Source organism: Arthrobacter sp. 01T428 (assembly GCF_056398685.1).
Genome location: NZ_JBFTPW010000015.1, coordinates 1 through 20,503, shown reverse-complemented (window position 1 = coordinate 20,503; position 20,503 = coordinate 1). Strand labels below are relative to the sequence as shown.

Here is a 20,503-nt window from a genome sequence, read left to right as displayed (position 1 = left end):
CCAGGAAGACGATGGCCAGGACGGTGTAGCCCCACCTTTTGCGCTCGGGTCCCGTCCCGGAGCGAACCGGTCCGGCGCCTTTGGAGGCGATCCTATTTCGGGCGCTCGCTTTCCGGGCGCTCGCCGGCGCCGAACGGCGGGTGGTGATTTTCGTCGTCGTCATGGTTTCCTCACTCATCGACGGACCGTCGGCTGGCACGCAAGTACAGGACCGCGAAGACCAGCGAAATGACCACCAGGACGTTGCCCAGCGCGGCGCCCTCGCCGAATTTGAACTCGTGGAAGGACAGATCGTAGGACTGGGTGGCGATGGTCTGGGTCGAATTCGCCGGGCCGCCGTTGGTCAGGCCCAGGATGATGTCCAGCACCTTGAGGGTGTAGACGACGCCGAGCACCAGGACCACGCTCACCACTGGACGCAGCATCGGCCAGGTGATGTGCCGGAACGCCTTCCAACCGGTGGCGCCGTCCAAGGAACCGGCCTCGTAGAGCTCACCTGGTATTTCCTGGAGGCCGCCATAGAGAATGGTCAGATTGAACGGGATGCCGATCCAGATGTTCACCCCCACCACGGCGATCAGCGCCAGCGAGGTACTGGTGAGCCATGGAACGCCCGTATTCACGATGTGCATCTCTCCGAGGAAGCGGTTCAAGGCTCCGCTGTCCTTGTCCAGGATCCATCTCCACACGGCGCTGGACACGATGAGCGGCAGCAACCAGGGGAGCAAGAGCAGCGAACGCAGGATTCCGTTGAGCGGGAACTTGCGCTGGAAGAAGATCGCCAGCGCCAGCCCGATCACGAACTGGCCCAGTATGGATCCCAGCGTGAACAGTGCGGTGTTCACCAAAGATGTTGAAAACAACGACGACGACAGCACCTTCGCGTAGTTCGCCAACCCCACCCAGGGGGCCTCGCCCGTGAAGAACGTGGCCGTGGTGTAGTCCTGGAAGCTCATCACGATGTTCTTGACCACGGGGTAGCCGAAGAACAGCGCCATGTAGGTCACGGCAGGGACCAGGAACAGCCACTGGAAGAGGCGCTCGCGGCGTTTGCGGCTGCGCCGGCGCGGTGACTGGATTGCCTCCTCGGCCCGGGTGTTGTCCGAGCCGGACTTTGCGCGCGCTGTGGCCTGCAGGTTGGCGCGCCACTTGGCCTGCGACTTGGCCTGCGCTCTGGGTTGCGACGAATCAGTTGTGAGGGACATGTCCAGCCGCTTACTGGCCTTGGGCTTGCTTGAGGGCGTCGGCGGGGGAGGCCTTGCCCGTCAGCGCGGTCTGGATTGCGGTGTAGATCTTGGTYGCCTGTGCCGGCCATCCTTCTCCGAGTTCGCCGGTACGGGCCCGGGCTGTCTTGATGAGGTCGGTGAAGGTGGCGAGCTTGGGGTTGTCGGTGGCGAACTTTGCGGCCAGCGAGGTCTTGGACGGGATGGTGTTGCGGACCTTGGCCATGGCCAGCTGGTTTTCGTCGCTGTTCATGCAGGCCACCACTTCCGCGGCCTTGGCCTGATGGGCCTTATTGCCTGTCTGCGGAACGGTCCACACTTCGCCGCCAAGCGGGGCAACGGCTGTCTGGCTGGCGTCACGGACCGGAATCTTCACGACGCCGTATTTCAGCGCGGTGTTCTTGTCGAGCGCCGGGATCTGCCAAGGGCCGTTGACCATCATGGCTGCCTTGCCTGCCATGAACTGGTCCTTGACGTCTGCCTGGGTCCAGTTCAGCGCCGAGGAGGACACGGATCCGTCCTTGACGAGGTCGGTCCAGAGCTGGAGGGCCTGGGCTGTCGCTGGGGTGTCGATGTTCTTCTCGTCGCCTCCGTTGGACCACATGACAGGAAGGAACTGCCATGTGCCCTCGTAGGTCGGGTTGGCGTTGAAGGCCAGGCCATACTGCTCGCCTGAGGTGAGCTTGGTGGCCGCCGTCTTTAGCTCGTCCCACGTGGTGGGCGGGGTGACTCCGGCCTTGGCCAGAATGTCCTTGTTGTAGAAGAGCGCGATCGTGTTCACGGTGGGGGCTAGCCCGTACACCTTGTCTTTGTAGGTGCCTGCACTCAGGACCCCGGGCGCGAAATCGGCGGTGCTGATGTTGAAATCGGACAGTGGAGCCAGCGCTCCGGTAGCGGCAATCTGTTGCAGGTCCGGATTGTCGAGCATGAGTACATCCGGAAGCGTCTTCGAAGAGGACTGCTGGAGCACCTTGGAGATCAAGGACTTGCCCGGCACGGTCTCTCGTTTGATCGTGACGCCTGCCTTGGTGCCGCAGGCGGTCAGGGCGTCGCCGATGAAGGACTTGTCCGGCTCGTTGTTGTAGTAGTCCATCACGGAGATTTCCTTCACGGCATCCGTGGAGGAGGCGGAGGCAGTGGTGCCGCAGCCCGAGATGGCGAGCGGGAGGCCGACGAGAGCGGCCACGGCCAGGGCGAGCGGGCGGCGTGTCCTGATAGCTGACTTCATTGTCTGTTCCTTTGTTGGTGGAGGAAGGGAATGGTGCGTTTGTTGATGGGAAGTGAATTATCGAATCATCGATGCGTATCGACGATGCTGAAACGAACGGAGTAACGGAGTAGCGACCTGCGATGAAAAGCGTTGACGCGGTGGATCAGGGGTGGCGATTCACTGCGGACGGAGGGTGCTTGAACGGTGCGTGATGACCGTGGGTACCAACTCCAGGGATTCGTGTGGTCCGTGGGAGTCGGTTTCGAGGAGTTGGCACATGATTTTGACTGCCCGGCGGGATACTTCAGCCGGGCGCAGATCGATGGTGGAAAGCGGTATGGGTTGGAGCTCGGCGAGGGTGGGGGAGGCGCTTCCGATAACAGAAACGTCCAGCCCCAGGGTCAAACCGCGGCTGCTCAAGTCGCGGCGCAGAATGTCTTGGATGGTGCGGTCGGGAGCGATGAATGCGGGCTTGCCGGTGGTGCCGGCGAGGGCCTTGTCCACCGATTCGGAGATGGTGGCGCGGTCGGTCCCGCCGGGAAGGTGGAGCACGGTCACGCCCAGTGCTTTGGCCGCGACGTCCGTGCCGTGCAAGAACCGGTCGACGTAGTTCACGTGGCGGTCCATCACTGCGGGCTGCCAATCAATAACGGAAATCACGGAGTGGCCTGCGGCCGCAAGATCCCGGACGCAGTGTTCACCGGCCATTTCGAAGTCGGCGTCGATGCAGACCAGCCCGGACGGATCGCGGGGGATGCCGATCAGCACCACCGGGACGTTCAGGCTGCGGGCCACCGGGAGACGCTCGTCCTCGTCCTCAACCTGCATGAGGATCAGGCCGTCGCAAATCTGCTGCCCGACCACGCGGCTCAGTCCGGCGGCGCCTTCGTCGTCGGTGACCAGGAGAATGTCGTGGTCGAATTGCCGGGCCGTGCTGGCAATGACCGAGACGAACTCCATGATCGATCCCATTTCCAGCTCGGGAATGAACGGAATGACCAGGCCGATGACCCGGGTCTTGCGGCTTGCCAAGGCGCGGGCGCCGGCGTTGGGTTGGTAAGTGAGTTGCTCGATGGCGGCCTCGACCTTTTTCCGGGTCTTCTCGGAAATGGGCCGCTTGCCGCTGAGCACGTACGAGACGGTGCTTTGGGCTACGCCGGCAGCCTGGGCGACGTCCTTGCTGGTGGGCACGTTCCAGGCCTCCTTGCCGGGTTCGGTGGGTCTTGGTGATGCGTACTTCGGTGTGCGTCGATACGCATCGTCGATGCGTATCGAGAAAGAGTATGACATGGATCACGTAAGACCCGCAAGACCCAACCCCCGCTCACATATCCCGCCCTTCCTCCCGACCCCCGCTCACATATCCCGCCTTTCCTGCCGACCCTCGCTCACATATAGCGCCTTTCCTCCAAACCCTCGCTCACCTATCCGGCGTGTGGTTAGCTGTCCGGTATGGATGGGATCTCAACCGCAGCCAAGCAGCGGGGCGTCCATTGGGACGGTGCGGTGAACGCCTGGCACATCGCCGGAGGCTTGTACCGGATGGGCCGGCGGGAATGGCTCACCGATCTCGGGTGGCAGCAAATGTACGACGCCGGCATCCGCACCGTGATCGATCTGCGGACCCTTCGCGAGCAGCAGCCCAGGGAGGTTGATCCCGAGGTTTCGGCGGATGCGACTGCTCGCTTCGAGATCGTCCATTGCCCCACCGAAGATCCGGAGGACAAGGAGTTCACCGAGCGCTTTGGCCCGTACCTGAAAGACCCTGCCCACTACGCCGACTATGTGCGGCTCTTCCCGGACAAACTCGCCGCTGTTTTCAAAGCCATCGCCGCGGCACCCGGCGGTGTTGTAGTGCATTGCGCTGCCGGGCGTGACCGTAGCGGGATCATCGCCGTGATGCTGCAGAACCTGTCCGGAGCCGGCGACGAGGAAATCGTGCGGGGTTACCAGCAGGGAATGCGCGGAATCAACGAGCGCCACCGCCACCATCGCGCCCCGCACGCCCATGATCCCTTTCTCGAGGAAGACGCACTCGAGGCCTTGCTGGCATCGCGCAGCGTGAGCCTGTTGGAATTCGCGCATTCCTTGGACACAGCTACCTTCCTGAGAGCGAACGGCGTCTCTAAGGCAGAAATTTCCGCCATCCGAGCGAAACTCAACGCTCCGGCGCGGTAGTACGCGGTAGAAGCAGCGTCCCGGCGGGCATCTAGTGTGCAGATCGGGCCTCTCATGTATTCTGGGTTGTATTACCGAACGGCCGGTCAGTAATTTGCGGCCGTTCAGTCCATTTCGTGCCCGTGCCTTGGAAGGACCCGTCGACGATGACCAGTACCGCAGTCGCTCCGGAAGCCACAACCGTTGAAACCGTGCCCAGTTTCGTCCAGGGCGAGTGGTGGACCCCCAGCGCAGAAGCCTCAGCTGGCGTCCCCGTCCGCGACGCCAGCACAGGCGAGATCCTCGCAACGGTCAACACCGACGGACTGGACCTTGCCGGCGTCGTGAACTACGGGCGCACGGTGGGCCAGCGCGAGCTCGGCAAGCTCACCTTCCACCAGCGCGCCCTCAAGCTCAAGGAACTCGCCCAGTACCTGAACGGCCGCCGCGAAGAGTTCTACACCTCGTCCTTCAAGACCGGCGCCACCAAGATCGACTCGATGGTGGACATCGACGGCGGCATCGGCGTGCTCTTCACCTTTGGTTCCAAGGGCCGCCGCGAACTGCCGAACTCGCAGGTTGTAGTGGACGGCCCCATGGAAGTCCTGTCCAGGGACGGTTCCTTCGCCGGCGAGCACATCTACACCCGCATCCCGGGCGTCGCGGCGCAGATCAACGCCTTCAACTTCCCCGTGTGGGGCATGCTCGAGAAGTTCGCGCCTGCATTCATCGCTGGCGTCCCCACCATCGTCAAGCCAGCCACCCCCACCGGTTACGTTGCCGCCGTCGTGGTCAAGGCGATCGTCGAGTCGGGCATTCTGCCGGAAGGCTCGCTGCAGCTCATCTCGGGATCCGCCCGCAACCTGCTGGACCACCTCGACTACCGCGACATTCTCGCCTTCACCGGTTCCGCCTCCACCGCCAACTCGCTCAAGTCCCACGCCAACGTGGTCCAGGGCGGCGTCCGCTTCACCTCCGAAACCGACTCCCTCAACGCGGCCATCCTCGGACCCGACGCCGTGCCCGGCACCCCCGAGTTCGACGCCTTCATCAAGTCGGTCGTCACCGAAATGACGGTCAAGGCCGGTCAGAAGTGCACCTCGATCCGCCGCACCATCGTGCCCCAGGCGCTGGTGTCCGACGTCGTCTCCGCCATCGGCGCGCGCGTGGACGAGCGCGTCGTCGTCGGCGACCCCAGGGCAGAGGGCGTCACGATGGGCGCCCTCGCGTCGCTCGAGCAGCTCGCCGACGTCCGCGCGGCAGTGCAGTCAATGCTCGACGCCGGTGGCGAGCTCGCGTACGGGACGCTGGATTCGCCGTCGGTCACCTCGCTGGACGGCACCATCGGCGTCGTGGAGGGCGGCGCGTTCATGTCGCCCGTTGTCCTGAGCTGGGCCGACGTGGACTCGGAAGCCGTCCACTCGCTCGAGGCTTTCGGTCCGGTGTCGTCCGTGATCGGCTATTCGGACCTCGACGACGCCGTCCGCCTCGCCGCCCGCGGTGGCGGCTCGCTGGTGGCCTCCGTGTGCACCAACGATCCTGCTGTTGCCCGGGAATTGGTGACGGGAATCGCGGCACACCACGGCCGTGTCCTGATGCTCAACCGCGAGGACGCCCGCTCGTCAACCGGGCATGGTTCGCCTGTGCCGCACCTGGTCCACGGTGGGCCGGGCCGCGCCGGTGGTGGCGAGGAACTCGGTGGTATCCGTTCCGTCATGCACCACATGCAGCGCACCGCGATCCAGGGCTCGCCGAACATGCTCACTGCCGTGACCGGCGTCTGGCACACGGGCGCGGACCGCAACTTCACAGTGGAGACCGAAGGTACGCACCCGTTCCGGAAGTCGCTGGCAACCCTGCGGATCGGCGACGCCGTGCGGTCCGAACTGCGGCAGGTCACCCTGGACGACATCACGGCCTTCGCCAACTCCACCGGCGACACCTTCTACGCCCACACCAACCAGAAAGCAGCCGAAGCCAATCCGTTCTTCCCGGGAATCGTGGCGCACGGGTACCTGCTGCTCAGCTGGGCCGCCGGCCTGTTCGTGGAGCCGGCACCGGGCCCCGTCCTGGCCAACTACGGGCTGGAGAACCTGCGCTTCATCACTCCCGTTGCCGCCGGGGATTCGATCCGGGTCACGCTTACGGCCAAGAAGATCACTCCGCGCGAGACCGACGACTACGGCGAAGTAGCCTGGGACGCCGTCCTGACCAACCAGAACGACGAAATCGTAGCCACCTACGACGTCCTGACCCTCGTGGAGAAGTAGCCTCCCCTACCGACGCTCGCTCACGTATGTGGGTGTTTGGCCGGACGCCCGCTCACTCGTGTGGGTGTTTGGCCGGACGCTCGCTCACGTATGTGGGGGTTTGGCTGGACGCCCGCTCACTTGTGTACTGCATACGGAACGCTCCCCATCACTGGGGAGCGTTCCGGACCGATGTTCGTTTTATTGCCCGGGGGCGCGGTATGTCGGGGTCTTCTTGGCAGCTTCGTCGAGATCCTCCACCGTCATGAGCGGCTTCAAATGCAGGCGCACAGCGCCTGTCGCATTGATCATGAGTGAGAGGGCGGCGGCGCTAGCCGCGTCCGGGATCTCGAAGACTCCGACGACGTCGGTCTCCCCGAAAGCGTAGTAGAAACTCTCGAGCGATCCGTCTACGGATTTGAGTGCATCGACCACAGCATCGCGGCGCTTGGTGCCACCCTCGCGCAACAGCCCCTTGATTCCGTCGCCTACGTAGTTTGCTTCGAATAGATATTTGGTCATTGTCTTCCCGTCCCGTGATGTCCAGGACTCGGGCCTCCTAAGGTGCTCCCATCACCCGTTGAGGGAAGGTCCCGGAGTTGTTCCCCTGCGAGGGGGCTGTGCACATAGTAGGCCGAGGCTGTCGCCCTGACAACGGTCTAGGCGGACGCGCGGCCACAAGGTCTTTCCGATCCCGCTCGGCGTAAGATTTTTTGCGTAGGAGGTGGCGAAATGAACCTAGCACTCAGAACAGCCACAACCGTCTTGCCCGTCGACGACGTGGACCGAGCCCGCAGCTTCTACGCGGAGAAACTCGGCCTCCCTCATCGCGGCATGACCTGGGATGGAAATGATTTGTTCGGCATCGACGGCGGTCCCATGCTGCAGTTGATGCCCATCAAGGACGGCATGCACTCGTCGCACACTGCCCTTTCCTTTGAAGTCAGCGACATCGAGCGGACAGTCGACGAAATGGAGGCGAACGGCGTCGAATTCCGGGATTACGATCTCCCGGATCTCAAGACAGAACACCACATTTGTACCACCGACGCCGACCGTTGCGCCTGGTTCATGGACACGGAAAACAACGTCCTTTGCGTCCATGAAAGCCTGGGTATCCAGGCCGAATACCAGCTCTGAAAAGCATCACAGCACCACGCAGAACGCCCGCTCACTTTTTAGTGAGCGGGCGTTCTGCCAATTGGGGATATATGTGAGCGAGCGTCGGTCGAAAGTGCCGTATATGTGAGCGGGCGTCGGTTGAAAGTGCCGTATATGTGAGCGAGCGTCTGAGGGGGCAGGGGGAAGCCAGGGGCGACCTACGCCGAGGCGTGGAGGCCGTCGAACGCCATGGTGATGACGTCGTCGGCCAGGCGCTGCGGGGAGAGCGAGCCGCCCGGTTTGTACCACTCCACGATCGAGTTGATGGTCCCGAACAGGAGCCGGGTCACGGTGCGGGGGTCGATGTCCTGGCGCAGCGTGCCTTCTTCGCGGGCGGCCGAGATCAACGCGGCCACCTTGTGGTCGAAGGCACGACGCCGTTCCAGGGCATCGCGCTCAATGTCGGTGTTGCCGCGGAGACGCAGGAGCAGCGTGACGAACGGCAGCCGGTCCACCAGCACGGCGATGGTCTGCCGCAGGACGAACTCAAGGCGTGCATCGGCCGCCCCGGTAACAGCCTCGGGCTGTTCCAGGATGGCCTCGAGCCCACCCAGCGCGTGCTCGAGGGCGAGCTTCAGGAGGTCGCCCTTGGACGGCACGTGGTGGTAGATGGCCGATTTTGAGATGCCCAGGTTTTCGGCCAGAATGCCCATGGATGTGGCGTCGTAACCGTGCCGGTTGAAGACGTCGACGGCGATGAGCAGCACTGATTGCTGGTCGTATCCGGGGCGTCCCCGCTTGGTTACTGTTTCACTAGGCATGCTGGCCATTTTCTCATGAACGGTCGGTTGATTCGCGCATGCGCCCGGCCACGTTACCTCTTGGGTCGCATGTCGTAGACGCGGCGCAGCTTGCCGTTGGAGCGCTCAAGCGAACCCGGCTCCACGACGTCCACCACGCACGAAGAACCCACGTGGATCTTGATCTGTTCGCGCAGGGCGTGTGCCGCCGTCGTGCCCGCCTCGACCGAAACGTTCTCGCGGCGCTCAATCTTGACCGTCAGCGAATCCATGCGCTTGCCTTCGGGGCGGGTGAGCTCGAGTTGGAAGTGCGGGCTGAGCTCGGGGATGCGGAGCGCGATTTCCTCGATTTGTGAAGGGAAGAGGTTCACGCCGCGCAGGATGATCATGTCGTCGCTGCGTCCGGTGATGCGGCCCATGCGGCGGTGCGCGGGGCGGGCGGTGCCGGGCAGCAGACGGGTGAGGTCCTTGGTGCGGTACCGGATGATCGGCAGCGCTTCCTTGGTGAGCGAAGTGAAGACGAGTTCGCCCGGCTCGCCGTCGGCCAGCACGGCACTTTCCCCGCGGGAGGGATCGAACGGATCGATGATTTCGGGGCGGAAGTGGTCTTCCCAGATGTGGCAACCGTCCTGGGTCTCCACGGCCTCACCGGCGACGCCCGGGCCCATGACTTCCGAGAGCCCGTAGATGTCGCAGGCCTTGATGTTCATAGTGGTTTCGAGCTCGTGCCGCATTTCCTCGGTCCACGGTTCGGCTCCGAGCACGGCGTACTTGAGCGAGGTCGACGCCGGATCCACACCCATGTGCGCCATCGCGTCGGCGATTGTGAGCAGGTAGGTCGGGGTCGCCAGGATCGCGTCCGGCTTGAAGTCCTGGATCAGCTGGATCTGGCGTTCGGTCTGGCCGCCGGACATCGGGATGACGGTGCAGCCGAGCGCTTCGGCACCGGCGTGGGCGCCCAAACCGCCGGTGAACAGGCCGTAGCCGTAGGCGTTGTGGACCTTCATGCCCGGCCGGACGCCGGAAGCGCGGAGCGAGCGGGCCACCAGCGTGGCCCAGTTGGCGAGGTCGTTCTTGGTGTACCCGACGACGGTTGGCCGGCCAGTGGTTCCGGAGCTCGCGTGGATGCGGGCTACTTCGTCTTGCGGCACGGCGAACATGCCGAAGGGGTATTCCTGGCGGAGGTCTTCCTTGGTGGTGTACGGGAACTTGCCGAGATCGGACAGTTCGCGGAGATCGGAAGGGTGGACGCCGGCGTCGTCGAACTTGCGCTTGTACAGCGGCACGCGATCGTAGGCGTAGGCCACGGTGTGCTGGAGGCGGCTCAGCTGCAAGGCCTCGAGCTCGTCGCGGGAGATGGTTTCTTCGCGATCTAGCTGTGCAGTGTTAAGCGGTGCGTCGGGAGCGGCGACGGTGTTCTGTGTCATGGTCTTCCTACTTCTTGGAGATGGTGCGGCTGCGGCCACGGAACTCGGCGATGAGCTCGCCGTAGCTGCCCGGTTCTTCGGGCGACCCGACGGCGGAAGGTTCGCTTGCGTCGGCCGCGAAGATTTGGATGTCGTACAGGCCGCTGCGGCCGTTGTTGGCGCGACGGTTCGCGACGGCGGTGATCACCTGGCCTTGATAGGCCGGCTTGAGGAAGTTGATGTCGACGCCGGCGGCGACAGTTATGGTGTCGGCTTCCGACGGCGAGGGGTTGGCCGGGTTGCATGCCAGTGCAAAAGCTGAATCGGCGAAGGCGAAGATCATTCCGCCGTGGGCCATTCCGAAGCCGTTGAGCATTTCCTGCCGGAGCTTCATGCGGACGGTGGCGTGGCCGTCGTCGACCTTGAGTACCTCCAGGCCCATCCACTCGGAGGCGTAGTCGTTCTTGAGAATCTGGTGCTGCGCTGCGCCAGAAAGGGTGGTCTCAACCATGCGTCATTGCCTCCAGCTTTATTTACCGAATGTTCATTAGGTAATCCCAGTTTGCTTGAACTGTCAAGAGGAGATCGCTCGGCGGGACGGATCCAGACCCCCAAAAACCCCAACGTAGTAGCCTCGAGTCATGCCGCTCATCGAACTGCCCATCCGGACTCCGAGGCTCGTGCTTCGCAGGTTCGAGGCCACTGACCTGGAGCGATTTCACGCCTACCAGTCTCTGCCCGAGACGGCGCGCTTCCTGCTCCGGCAGGAATTGACCCTCACGCAGTCCATGGAAGCGTTGGGCCGCTACGCCAACTTCTCTTTCGAACAAGAGGGCGACTGGGTGTGCCTCGCCATAGAGCGCGCGGACACGCCGGGCTTGCTTGGCGAAGTGGTGCTCAAGTGGCTGCCGGGCACGGGGCAGGCCGAAATCGGCTGGATCTTGGCGCCGGAAAGCCGAGGCCAGGGCTACGCCGCAGAAGCGGCCGAAGCCGTGCTCCGCCTGGGTTTTGAAACCCTCATGTTCCACCGGATCGAGGCCAAGCTGGATGCCCTGAACACCTCGTCGTCGGGATTGTGCGAACGGCTTGGGATGCGCCGCGAAGCCGAGCTCGTGGACAACTGGCATTACAAGGGCCAATGGTCCACCGAAGTCATCTACGCGATGCTTGACTCGGAGTGGCGCGCGCGGAAATAGCATCCACTGCGAGCTGCTTGGGGGACGGTCATGGTGCGGGCTCCAGTTCTTTCTCGGGTGCGATGGATGCGGTTGCCCGGGAGAGCAAGATGACGCCGGCCAATGCGGCCGCGCCGCCGAGGAGCGAGGCGACACCCGGGACTTCGCCGAGCAAAATCCACCCGAGCAGCAGGGACAGCACCGGCACGACGTACAGGAGAGAACCGCCCTCTGCCACGCTGGTCCGCGAGAGCGAAACGTTCCAGAAACCGTAGCCCACCACGGTGCAAATCACCACGAGCACGGCCAATGCCAGCCAAGCGTTCCACGTGAACTCGGACGGCGTCGCTGCGAACCGGGCGGTCGGCACGGTCGCCACTCCGCCGATGAGGGATCCCCAGAAGACCACTTCGAGCGGAGGGACGCGTGCCAGCAGGGGCTGCTGGACGATGAGGAATGCCGACAGGAGAAGTGCGGCTGCCACGATGTACAAGGCATCGCCGTTGAAGCCGACGGCCGCGGAATCGCCCAGCGTAATGGCTACGACGCCTCCTACGGCAAGCAGCATCCCGCAGTAGCCCAGGCCTGACGTTCTCTCCCGCAACATCAGATGACCGAGGACGAACGCGAAGACGGGCGAGATATTCAGCAGGAGACTCGCTGTTCCGGCCGGAACGGTCGTCTGCCCGAGGTTCAGGAGCAGGCCGAAGCCCGCATACCCCAGTAATCCCGCGACAAGCATCCTCGGAATGTCACCACCCCGCAGCGTAAGCCGCTGCCGCCGGATCAGCAGCACCAAGCCAAGCACGACGGCGGCACCCAAGTAGCGCAGCGGCGTCAGGTCCTGGGGGTCCATCACTTTCAGGGCCTCTCGGGTAGCCACGTATGTGGGCGCGGAAGACAGCACCATCAGCACATCTGGTCTTCGGTACCATCCGGTCACAATTGGGGCCTTCCCGGTGAAATGGCCCTTTGCTACAGGGCGGTTATTCAGGGAACTATTGCTCTCCCGGACGATTTATTCGTACAGTACATGAATTAGATCGTTCGCGGAAGAAATAAAGAGCAACTATTCTTTGAAGAGACCTTTGAGAAGCGCATCAGTCGGACATCGGCCTGAGCAGGGGAAACGGGGACGAGCGACATGACGGCGACCACCAAGGACCACGAAGAGCGGCCCCGCGCCAAGACTGCCGGCGAACGGCAGCGGCACCCTACTGAAGTGCGGCGCCAGCTGGTGGTTGACGCCGCGCGGGACCTGATCGCGGACAAAGGACTGTTCAATGTCCTGATCCGCGACATTTCAAAAGCCTGCGGAGTGTCACCCGGGACCATCACCTACCATTTCAAGAGTCTCGACGAAGTCCTGATGGAAGTAGTCAAGGCGGAGACCGCAGACTTCTACGTTCCCCTGCAGGAGAGCGCCAGAGGGTCCGGCGACCCTACTAGGGAACTGCTGTTTTTCCTCGAGGGGATGTTCGGCTCGGATGCGAGTTCCCGCCGGCACTGGCTGATCTGGTTCGATTTCTGGTCCGCTGCGGCCAGGGACGAAGCCTACGGACGCTGGATGGGCGAACACTACGACGGCTGGCGCAGCGCCTTGCGCGAGATCACCGAGCGCGGCGTCAGCGAGGGATCCTTCGTCTGTGACGATCCCCAAGGTTTCGCCATCGAGACTGCAGCCATGGTGGATGGCCTCGCCGTCCAGTGCTATGCGCGGGGTTCGTCCCTTCCGGTGGAAACATCGCGGAACCTGCTTATCGCGTTCGTGAGGCGAGAGCTCCAGATCAGGTGAGCAGTGCGACCAGGAAGAGTGCCGGAAATAGCCCCGCCGCGACGCCGGCACGGCCGCGGGCGCGCGCGTAAAGCGGACTTACGCCGACATGCGCGAGAATAGCAGGTACCGCTGGTGTTAAGGTGGGCTGAGCATAAGAGAGATGGGGATCTTGAAGTGGGCGCATCGGGCGTGGCTGTAGTAATCGAGGATGACGATGACATCCGTGAGGTAGTCCATGCCGTCCTCGAGGCATCGGGCCTGGAGGTTTACGCGGCCGGAAACGGCGTCGACGGCGTGGATGCGGTCCGCCTTCACAACCCCGACGTGATCACCTTGGACCTTGGCCTGCCCGACATTGACGGGATCGAGGTCACCCGCCGCGTCCGCGAGTTCAGTGACGCCTACATCATCATGCTCACCGCCCGGGCACGTGAAGTGGACACCCTGCAAGGGCTGGCCATCGGCGCCGACGACTTCGTCACCAAGCCCTTCCGGCCGCGCGAACTCCTGGCCCGGGTTGAGACGCTCCTTCGGCGGCCGCGTGGCAGCAAGCTTTTGAGCAGCTCCGGAGGGAGCCCGACGGCGGAGCTGCCGCCGGCCCCGGCGTCGAACTCGCCAACCGGACCCACACCTGCGCTGCCGGCGGCTGAGCCATCGGGACTGGAACACAATGGCCTTTTCCTGGACGTAGCCACGCGGACCACCCGGGTGGGAACCGAAGAGGTGCAATTGACCCGCACCGAGTTCGACCTTCTTCAGGCCCTCATGGAGGCCGGGCGCGTTGTGCGAAGCACCACGGGGCTTGCCCGCTGGCTCCATGCCAGGGAGTACGAAACCGGAGGCTTTGTCAGCGAATCCGAAGAGCGCGCGATCCAGGTGCACATCGCCAATCTGCGGCGGAAGCTCGGCGACTCGGCGCAGTCGCCGCGGTGGGTGGAAACCGTGCGTGGCGTTGGTTACCGCCTAGCCGCAAAGACATCGGAAAACTGACCCAATCTTAAGCGAACCTTTAACAACGCTCTTTACGCTGGGAAAGTCAACTTCGGATTTTCACGGCTCAAAGGAGCATCGCATGAAAAAATTCGCCGCAACACTGCTCATGACGGGCCTGCTGGCTATTGGCGGATTTGTCACCCCTGCCAATGCCGCACCGAAGACCACGCACGACACCACCGGCACAACAGTAACGACGGTTACCACCGGCACTGTTGTGAACTACGCTCAGATCGGTTGGTGGCCCAACTGACTCGCACTAGCTGCCGTTTTGGCGCCTCATAACGGCATCTACTGCTAGCTACTTGGGTAGACGGGCAAGAAGAAGCTCCACGCACCGCCCCGGGCCACCGCCCAGGGGCGGTGTTTTATTTGTCCGACGCCGGGAGCTGCCGTTCCTGACCCTGTTTGACGCGGTTGAGCCCTGGAATGACGCGACTTGCCGTGTCGTAAGCGCTTTCCCAATTCAAAGAAGGTCAGGACGGTACAAGCCCCGCCCAGAGACGCCGCCCCTTAGCTCTCCGTATCCAGCGGGAGCCGGACTGAAACCGTGGTTCCTACGCCCAGGGCGGACTCGACGTCGAGCCGGCCGGAATGGCGTTCCACAATGTCGTGGGCAATCGCCAGGCCAAGCCCGCTCCCGGGGATGGCCGCAGTGGAGGCGTTTGAAGCGCGGAAGAACCGTGTGAACACCTGCTCGATCTCGGTTTCGGGGATCCCGACGCCGGTGTCCTCCACGCGCACCACCACGCTGGGTACCGTCCCCGGGTCCGAGGTGACCCCGCTGCTGACCGCGACGTGGCCGCCGTTGGGCGTGAACTTGATCGCGTTGCTGATGATGTTGGCGAAGACTTGCTCGAGCTTGGCCTCGTCGGCCTGGACGGTCATGGTTCCGGGCGCATGCATCACAGTGAGGGACAGCGAACGGGAGTCGGCGAGCGGCTGCAACGTCGAGACAACAAGCCTGAGCAGGGTGCCCACATTCACGCGGCTCAGTTCGAGGTCGCCGGAAGTGTCCTGGTGCGAGACTGTGAGCATGTCTTCGATCAGCCGTCGGAGCCGCTCGGCATTTCGCGAAATGACATCGACCATCCGCTCGACGCCCGCGGGAAGAGGTCCACCGGCGCCAGCGCGGATCATGTCCAGGTATGCCGTGATGGACGTCAGGGGGGTTCGGAGTTCGTGGTTCACGGTGGTGAGGAAGTCGGTCTTGGCCTGGTCGAGTTCCTGGAGCTTGTACATGACCTGCTGTTGCGCGCCGATCAGGTGGCTCTGCATCAGGCCATACGCCAAGTTCCCCGAGACGTGCTGAATCAGGCCTATTTCGGCCCGGGTCCATTCCTGCGCCGTGTCCGGGCGGGCGATCCAGATGACCCCGAGAACGAGGTCTCCCTCGCCTACCGGCACCACAACAGAGGCCGACGGCGCCCCCGCACCACCGGTATCACCCGCACCACCGGATTCACCCGAGGGAGCCCGTTTGGGCAGCGGCTGCACTTCCGCTTCTGCCCACAACCGTTCCGCCAGTTCGAACGTGGCGATTTCGTCAGTGAGTTCTCCCGGCAGGACTCCCGGCACCAGTCCGGGAGCGTTCCATTCGGCGCTCACCTGCGGCACCCGGGTATCCGGGAACGTCGTGAACCAGACGTGTTCCGCGCCCAAGGCCTCGCCGATTCCGTCGACCAGGTGCCGGGCAATCAGGCCTGGATCAATGGTTGACCGGATCGCCGCGGATACCTTCCGCAGGCTCTCCCTCAGCGACTCGGCTTCCGAACGGCGGCGCGTCCGTTCGGCGGCGCGGGCTATCAGTACCAAGGCCCTGTGTGCACGAATGACGGGAGGCTGGCTCCTGTAGGCAAAATCGGCAATCGTCCAGGCTTCCAGGGCAGCGACATCCAGCTCATCCTCCGGGTCCAACAAGAGCAAAACCGGAACGCTGTTTCGGGGAAGGAACTCCCGGAGGTCGTTGTCCACCACCAGCACGTCCCACGGTTCGCTTTCCAGCGCGGCCGCAAGTGAACCGGCGTCGGGCACTGAACGAACCATGAACCCTGCCGCGGCGAGCGCTGCAACCGTCTCGGCGAGACGGGCCGGGTCAGGGTCGGCCACCAAGGCCCGGTTTGGCAACGATGCATTGTCAGTCAAGCTACGCTCCTACTGTCCGGTCCGTCCCCCAACGGGAAGCCTACTATCGAGAACGTTACTTGAGTCCGGCTCCAGGTAGCAGTTCGACGGCGCCAAGGGAGTCCGCGACGAAGGCATAGTCCCACGCGCGCTCGCGCCACTGCACGTACCGTCCCGATGCTCCGCCGTGTCCACCGTCCATCTCGATCTTCATGACGATGGGCGCCGTGCCCGTGGTCTCGGAACGCAGCACCTGGACCCATTTGGCCGGTTCAACGTAGAGCACGCGGGTGTCGTTGAAGGACGTGACCGCCGCGATCTGCGGGTACGAAACGGCCCGGATGTTCTCGTACGGGGTGTAGGACTTCATGTACTCGTACACCTCGGGATCCGTGATGGGGTTGCCCCATTCTTCCCACTCGAGCGCGGAGAGCGGCAGCTCGGGGTCCAGGATGGTGTTGAGCGCGTCCACGAACGGCACGGCCGCCACGATCGCCGCGTACTTTTCCGGCGCGAGGTTGGCCACGGCGCCCATCAGCAGGCCGCCCGCGGAGCCGCCCATGGCCGCGATCCGCTCCGGCGCCACCCAACCGGAGGACGCGAGCCAGTCCGTTGCCGCGATGAAGTCGGTGAAGGTGTTTTTCTTGTTGAGCTTCTTGCCGTCGTCGTACCAGCGCCTGCCGAGCTCGCCGCCGCCGCGGATGTGGGCGATCACCATGACGATTCCGCGATCGAGGAGGGACAGCCTGGCCACGCCGAAGCCGGGATCCATGCTGACCTCGTACGAGCCATAGCCGTACACCAGGCCGGCGGCGCTTGAGTCCCGCGCAAGGGAGGCGTGCCGCAACACGGACAGCGGGACGCGCGTGCCGTCCGCCGCCGTCGCCCATTCCCGGGTGGCCACGTAGTCGGACGCGGTGTACCCGCCCAGCACCGGGCTTTCCTTCCGCAGCAGCAGTTCGCCGTGCGGCAGCGCGGCGGTGGGCAGCACGAAGTCGTACACGCGCGACGGCGTGAAGTAGGACGTGTACCCGATGCGGATCACCGGCGCTTCATAGTCGGTTCCACCCACGCCGGCCGTGTACAGCTCCTCGTCGAAGGCGGGCTCCACGGCGGCGCCTTGCGCGGCGGTTCCCAGCCCGGCGAGCGGAAGCACCTGCACGCGTTCGATCGTGTCCTGCCGTACCGACACCACCAGATGCGTCGAGGTGACGCCCGCTCCGTTGACGCGAACGGCGTCGGAATGCCCGACGACGGTGCGCCAGTTCTGCTCGGACAGCGGCTTGGCGAACTCGGCCGGGTCCGCGATGGACACCATCGAGTTGATGGCGCCCTTGTTGTGGGTCAGGAGGATGGTCTCAGCTTTTTGTCCATCAACACCATCGAGGAGGAACGGCTCGGCCTCGTAGAGGATGTGTTCGTCGCGGGAAATCACGGTGGACAGGCCGGCGTCGAAATCGTCGAAGCGCAGCAGGCGCGTCTCGCTGAATTCCGAGCAGCCGATGCTCAGCACGAGGTACCTCCGGTCGGAGGAGAGCTCGAATCCGAGCCACATTGCGACGTCGTCCTCCTGGTAGATGACCTCGTCTTCACTGACGGGCGTGCCCAGGACGTGCGACTTTACTTGGTACGGGCGCCAGGAATCGTCAACCACGGTGTAGAAGATCCGGGTGCCGTCGGGGGAGAAGGCCACGCCGTAGAAGATGTTCTCGATGACGTCGGGCAGAAGTTCACCCGTGCGCAGGTCCTTGATGCGGAGCGTGAAGCGTTCCTCGCCGGAGTTGTCCACGGCGTAGGCATAGAGGTGGCCATCCAACGTCACGGCAGTACCGCCAATGGAGAAGAACGGCTTGCCTTCCGCCTCGGCGTTCCCGTCCAGCAGGACTTCTTCGCCTTGGAGTTCGACGCCGGGTTCCACCGCTGGCGGGGTCCAGTCCGCCACCGGGTTGCCCGAGTTCGCGGCCTGGACGCGGCACTGGATGCCATACTCCTTGCCCTCGACAGAGCGGGTGTAGTACCACCAGCCATCCCTGCGGCTGGGGACCGAGAGGTCCGTCTCCTGGGTGCGTCCCTTGATTTCCTGGAAGATCGCCTCCCGCAGCGGTTCCTGGTGTGCGGTGACGGCTTCCTGGTAGGCATTTTCAGCCTTCAAGTGCTCAATGACCTCGGAGGATTCCTTGTCCCGGAGCCATTCGTAGTTGTCCACGAAAACATCGCCGTGGTGCTCGCGGGTGTGCGGCACCTTCTTGGCGACGGGGGGAACTGGAGGCGTGGCAGGCTGGCTCATGGGGCAACTCTATAGAGGCCACCGACACGCGACCACCGATTTCGCTCAGAGCGGCCGTTCCGTCAGCACACCACCGTTCCTTGGAAATATTGACCCGTCCACACGTTGCCGGGAGATACCTGATACAGCCCCCGGATCTGGTAGGTCCACGTGCCCTTGGCTGCTGGGGACTTGGTGTAAGTTCCACTAGGCGCTGAGAAAGTGGATCCGCCGGGGTTTACAACCGAAAACTCGTATGACGTCGCGCGCGGGACTGTTCCATAGTTGTCGACAATGACGATCAGGCTACGGGCTACACAAGTGGCGGTAACACTGGCACCGGTTGGGGCAGGCATTGACATGGTACCTACGCTGGTTGACGCCGAGTCCATTCCAGAGAACGCGGCCTGCGCGATGCCGGGAGCGAAGACCAACACCGCAGCCGCTGCCAGGACCGCGGCGACGCGCCCCAACGCAGGCGTCTGCGCTGCGTCGGCGGTGCTCCGGCTTCTACGCAAGGTCAGCGGCTTTCTGTCAGGCCCGGTGGTCCATTCCATTCTCACCGCTTTCATGCGGTAAGGGCAGGGCATCCGGTTCGGTTCTGTGAAGAGGATTTTACGCGGCGCGCCGGGTGGTGTGACCGCCCAGGGCTTTTTCCAGCTGGGGTTGGTGCTGGCGGACGAGTTCCCCGGCGTGGGCTGCCGCGGTGTGATCGGTTGTGACCAAGGCGTGTTCGAGGCGGACGCAGTGCTGTTCCATCCGGAGCGCACCCACCATCGAGGAGCTGGTTTTCAGGCTGAGCACCGCATCCATCGCGAGGTCGCTGTCGCCGGTACTCAGTGCGTGGCTGATCTTGTCCACACGCTGGGGAAGCATCTTGGCGTAGGCGGCCGCGAACTTCTCGGCGGCCTCCTTGCTTTTCATTTCCCGTGCCAGGCGCTTGAGCGGGCGACGGTCAAAGGCCGGCAGGGCGGCGCTGGTGTCCACCTCGCCGTCGCCTTCGGGCTTTTTCCGCCAGATGGAGACGAGAACCATGACCACCAGGGCGGCCGGAGCGCCATACATCAGGACCTTCAGGACCACGGGATCACGAAGAGCGCGGATCGCGTTGCCCAGGTACGGGACGGTGAACACCTGGCGGTCTACCTGGCCTCCGGCCAACGTTGCTGTCCAGGGGTCGGCGCCGTTGTTCGCGTCGCCCTTGGTGCGGACGGTGGCAGTGCCTTGGTTGTTCACCGTCAGGTCGATGATCCGGTGGGTCTCCACCCGCTGGTCCTCCACCGGAATGTGGTAGGTGATGATGTCCCCGACCTTCAGGTTCTGGACCGCCACGGGAACGGTGACAACCACGTCTCCCGGGTTGATCAGCGGCGACATCGAGCCGGTGAGCATGGTGCTGGTCTGGTAGCCGAGGACGCGGGGCCCGACCGCGAGGAAAAGGAACGCAGCCACTGCCGCGACCATGATCGTGGTGGTGATGACGCTGACCAGCGCCCGGGCAATCTTCGACGCAACACCCGGGTTCTTGCCCGAGCCGGGCGTCGCCGTCGTGGTGGCCGTTCGGGAGACCCGCCGGGGGCGGACCAGTGATGCGGTCATGGCTGGGTCTCCGTTCTTGTGGAAGGCCCTCCGCCGTCGTTTGCATGGGGGGCTCGACGGCGGAGGGCTGGCTGGGTGGGGGTGTTACTGGTTGGTGGCGGTGCGCTGGGTGCCGGTGAAGCTGAAGGCGATGGTGCTGCTCTGGTTCTGCAGGGTGTTGTCTGCGGTGGAGGGCAGGGTGAGGGTGACGCGGAGGTTGTCGGTGTGTCCGGCGGTGACCGAGGTGAGGTTGGCCAGGGTGAGGTTGGCGCCGATGACGGGGCGGGAGGCGAGCACGCTGGTGGTGGTGCCGGAGCAGGTGTAGGTGTAGGCGGGGGCGGTGCCGGCTTCGGTCCAGGCGGTGGAGCAGTTATCGACGGTGACCTGCAGGCCCATGGTGGTGTTGGTGTCCAGCAGGGAGGTCGGGGAGGCCGCGGTGGTGAG

The 20,503-nt window shown here is 63.9% G+C and carries 19 protein-coding genes and 1 pseudogene; 8 read left to right on the top strand and 12 right to left on the bottom strand.

The genetic code is table 11. The features are described from left to right. Positions 1–170 precede the first annotated feature (170 nt). The 3 genes from AC1DJB_RS16035 to AC1DJB_RS16025 all read right to left on the bottom strand — a co-directional run bounded on the left by AC1DJB_RS16035 (position 171) and on the right by AC1DJB_RS16025 (position 3,624). Positions 171–1,205 (bottom strand): carbohydrate ABC transporter permease, encoded by a 1,035-nt coding sequence (locus AC1DJB_RS16035; protein ID WP_441433101.1) that lies wholly within the window; start codon positions 1,203–1,205, stop codon positions 171–173. 10 nt (positions 1,206–1,215) lie between these two features. Further along, positions 1,216–2,451, bottom strand: coding sequence for a sugar ABC transporter substrate-binding protein (locus AC1DJB_RS16030; RefSeq protein ID WP_441433100.1), 1,236 nt, complete (start codon positions 2,449–2,451; stop codon positions 1,216–1,218). Positions 2,452–2,610: 159 nt separating this feature from the next. Beyond that, positions 2,611–3,624 (bottom strand): LacI family DNA-binding transcriptional regulator, encoded by a 1,014-nt coding sequence (locus AC1DJB_RS16025; RefSeq protein WP_059389543.1) that lies wholly within the window; start codon positions 3,622–3,624, stop codon positions 2,611–2,613. A gap of 261 nt (positions 3,625–3,885) precedes the next feature. Between AC1DJB_RS16025 and AC1DJB_RS16020 the strand changes: the two genes are divergently transcribed. Together AC1DJB_RS16020 and paaZ are read left to right on the top strand one after the other, a co-directional pair. Continuing rightward, the gene (locus AC1DJB_RS16020) at positions 3,886–4,611 is read left to right on the top strand and encodes a tyrosine-protein phosphatase (RefSeq protein ID WP_441433099.1); all 726 of its coding nucleotides are present in this window, start codon (positions 3,886–3,888) and stop codon (positions 4,609–4,611) included. Positions 4,612–4,757: 146 nt separating this feature from the next. Beyond that, positions 4,758–6,860, top strand: a complete 2,103-nt coding sequence (paaZ, locus tag AC1DJB_RS16015; protein ID WP_441433098.1) for a phenylacetic acid degradation bifunctional protein PaaZ — start codon at positions 4,758–4,760, stop codon at positions 6,858–6,860. 180 nt (positions 6,861–7,040) lie between these two features. On the opposite strand, the gene AC1DJB_RS16010 is transcribed toward paaZ, so the two are convergent. Then, positions 7,041–7,361, bottom strand: coding sequence for a GYD domain-containing protein (locus AC1DJB_RS16010; RefSeq protein WP_284753769.1), 321 nt, complete (start codon positions 7,359–7,361; stop codon positions 7,041–7,043). A gap of 210 nt (positions 7,362–7,571) precedes the next feature. Here AC1DJB_RS16010 and AC1DJB_RS16005 point away from each other — a divergent pair, with 210 nt between their 5' ends. Beyond that, entirely contained in the window at positions 7,572–7,979 is a 408-nt protein-coding gene (locus AC1DJB_RS16005; protein WP_059389546.1) for a VOC family protein, read from the top strand. Positions 7,980–8,158: 179 nt separating this feature from the next. Here AC1DJB_RS16005 and AC1DJB_RS16000 read toward each other — a convergent pair whose 3' ends face one another. From AC1DJB_RS16000 to AC1DJB_RS15990, 3 genes are read right to left on the bottom strand one after another with little or no spacing between them, the layout of a single operon-like run. Continuing rightward, on the bottom strand, positions 8,159–8,761 hold the full coding sequence (locus AC1DJB_RS16000) for a TetR/AcrR family transcriptional regulator (protein WP_078107744.1): 603 nt from the start codon (positions 8,759–8,761) through the stop codon (positions 8,159–8,161). 53 nt (positions 8,762–8,814) lie between these two features. Then, on the bottom strand, positions 8,815–10,167 hold the full coding sequence (gene paaK / locus AC1DJB_RS15995) for a phenylacetate--CoA ligase PaaK (RefSeq protein ID WP_306959145.1): 1,353 nt from the start codon (positions 10,165–10,167) through the stop codon (positions 8,815–8,817). 7 nt (positions 10,168–10,174) lie between these two features. Continuing rightward, on the bottom strand, positions 10,175–10,657 hold the full coding sequence (locus tag AC1DJB_RS15990; RefSeq protein WP_059389548.1) for a hotdog fold thioesterase: 483 nt from the start codon (positions 10,655–10,657) through the stop codon (positions 10,175–10,177). Between the two features lie 130 nt (positions 10,658–10,787). On the opposite strand from AC1DJB_RS15990, the gene AC1DJB_RS15985 reads away from it, so the two are divergent. Then, positions 10,788–11,342 carry a GNAT family N-acetyltransferase gene (locus tag AC1DJB_RS15985; RefSeq protein WP_059389549.1) on the top strand — a complete coding sequence of 185 codons (555 nt, stop codon included), beginning with the start codon at positions 10,788–10,790 and terminating at the stop codon, positions 11,340–11,342. A 28-nt stretch (positions 11,343–11,370) separates the two neighbouring features. Here AC1DJB_RS15985 and AC1DJB_RS15980 read toward each other — a convergent pair whose 3' ends face one another. Next, a complete protein-coding gene (locus AC1DJB_RS15980) occupies positions 11,371–12,264 on the bottom strand; it encodes a DMT family transporter (RefSeq protein WP_441433097.1) in 894 nt (297 codons plus the stop codon). Between the two features lie 201 nt (positions 12,265–12,465). On the opposite strand from AC1DJB_RS15980, the gene AC1DJB_RS15975 reads away from it, so the two are divergent. From AC1DJB_RS15975 to AC1DJB_RS15965, 3 genes are all read left to right on the top strand, one after another. Further along, positions 12,466–13,116: a TetR/AcrR family transcriptional regulator gene (locus AC1DJB_RS15975; RefSeq protein ID WP_441433096.1), complete on the top strand. Its 651-nt coding sequence runs from the start codon at positions 12,466–12,468 to the stop codon at positions 13,114–13,116. Positions 13,117–13,287: 171 nt separating this feature from the next. Next, a complete protein-coding gene (locus AC1DJB_RS15970) occupies positions 13,288–14,088 on the top strand; it encodes a response regulator transcription factor (RefSeq protein WP_284990050.1) in 801 nt (266 codons plus the stop codon). A gap of 82 nt (positions 14,089–14,170) precedes the next feature. Further along, a complete protein-coding gene (locus AC1DJB_RS15965) occupies positions 14,171–14,344 on the top strand; it encodes a hypothetical protein (RefSeq protein ID WP_172465637.1) in 174 nt (57 codons plus the stop codon). Between the two features lie 260 nt (positions 14,345–14,604). Here the strand turns inward: AC1DJB_RS15965 and AC1DJB_RS15960 are convergent, their stop codons facing one another. Both AC1DJB_RS15960 and AC1DJB_RS15955 read right to left on the bottom strand, forming a co-directional pair. Beyond that, complete coding sequence (locus AC1DJB_RS15960) at positions 14,605–16,236, bottom strand: sensor histidine kinase (RefSeq protein WP_441433095.1); 1,632 nt, start codon at positions 16,234–16,236, stop codon at positions 14,605–14,607. A gap of 55 nt (positions 16,237–16,291) precedes the next feature. Continuing rightward, complete coding sequence (locus AC1DJB_RS15955; RefSeq protein ID WP_441433094.1) at positions 16,292–18,502, bottom strand: S9 family peptidase; 2,211 nt, start codon at positions 18,500–18,502, stop codon at positions 16,292–16,294. Positions 18,503–18,841: 339 nt separating this feature from the next. Here AC1DJB_RS15955 and AC1DJB_RS15950 point away from each other — a divergent pair, with 339 nt between their 5' ends. After that, on the top strand, positions 18,842–19,060 hold the full coding sequence (locus tag AC1DJB_RS15950; RefSeq protein ID WP_332602679.1) for a hypothetical protein: 219 nt from the start codon (positions 18,842–18,844) through the stop codon (positions 19,058–19,060). 36 nt (positions 19,061–19,096) lie between these two features. Here the strand turns inward: AC1DJB_RS15950 and AC1DJB_RS15945 are convergent, their stop codons facing one another. Both AC1DJB_RS15945 and AC1DJB_RS15940 read right to left on the bottom strand, forming a co-directional pair. Next, positions 19,097–20,080: a signal peptidase I gene (locus AC1DJB_RS15945; RefSeq protein WP_441433093.1), complete on the bottom strand. Its 984-nt coding sequence runs from the start codon at positions 20,078–20,080 to the stop codon at positions 19,097–19,099. A gap of 84 nt (positions 20,081–20,164) precedes the next feature. Continuing rightward, positions 20,165–20,503: pseudogene (locus AC1DJB_RS15940) on the bottom strand (TasA family protein); the annotation flags it as partial.

Coding starts and splice junctions, on each gene's coding strand:
- AC1DJB_RS15955 (WP_441433094.1), bottom strand. CDS start 18,502: ATGAGCCAGCCTGCCACGCCTCCAGTTCCCCCCGTCGCCAAGAAGGTG.
- AC1DJB_RS15990 (WP_059389548.1), bottom strand. CDS start 10,657: ATGGTTGAGACCACCCTTTCTGGCGCAGCGCAGCACCAGATTCTCAAG.
- AC1DJB_RS15985 (WP_059389549.1), top strand. CDS start 10,788: ATGCCGCTCATCGAACTGCCCATCCGGACTCCGAGGCTCGTGCTTCGC.
- AC1DJB_RS16005 (WP_059389546.1), top strand. CDS start 7,572: ATGAACCTAGCACTCAGAACAGCCACAACCGTCTTGCCCGTCGACGAC.
- AC1DJB_RS16010 (WP_284753769.1), bottom strand. CDS start 7,361: ATGACCAAATATCTATTCGAAGCAAACTACGTAGGCGACGGAATCAAG.
- paaZ (WP_441433098.1), top strand. CDS start 4,758: ATGACCAGTACCGCAGTCGCTCCGGAAGCCACAACCGTTGAAACCGTG.
- AC1DJB_RS15975 (WP_441433096.1), top strand. CDS start 12,466: ATGACGGCGACCACCAAGGACCACGAAGAGCGGCCCCGCGCCAAGACT.
- AC1DJB_RS15965 (WP_172465637.1), top strand. CDS start 14,171: ATGAAAAAATTCGCCGCAACACTGCTCATGACGGGCCTGCTGGCTATT.
- AC1DJB_RS15945 (WP_441433093.1), bottom strand. CDS start 20,080: ATGACCGCATCACTGGTCCGCCCCCGGCGGGTCTCCCGAACGGCCACC.
- AC1DJB_RS16035 (WP_441433101.1), bottom strand. CDS start 1,205: ATGTCCCTCACAACTGATTCGTCGCAACCCAGAGCGCAGGCCAAGTCG.
- AC1DJB_RS15950 (WP_332602679.1), top strand. CDS start 18,842: ATGGTACCTACGCTGGTTGACGCCGAGTCCATTCCAGAGAACGCGGCC.
- AC1DJB_RS16000 (WP_078107744.1), bottom strand. CDS start 8,761: ATGCCTAGTGAAACAGTAACCAAGCGGGGACGCCCCGGATACGACCAG.
- AC1DJB_RS16020 (WP_441433099.1), top strand. CDS start 3,886: ATGGATGGGATCTCAACCGCAGCCAAGCAGCGGGGCGTCCATTGGGAC.
- paaK (WP_306959145.1), bottom strand. CDS start 10,167: ATGACACAGAACACCGTCGCCGCTCCCGACGCACCGCTTAACACTGCA.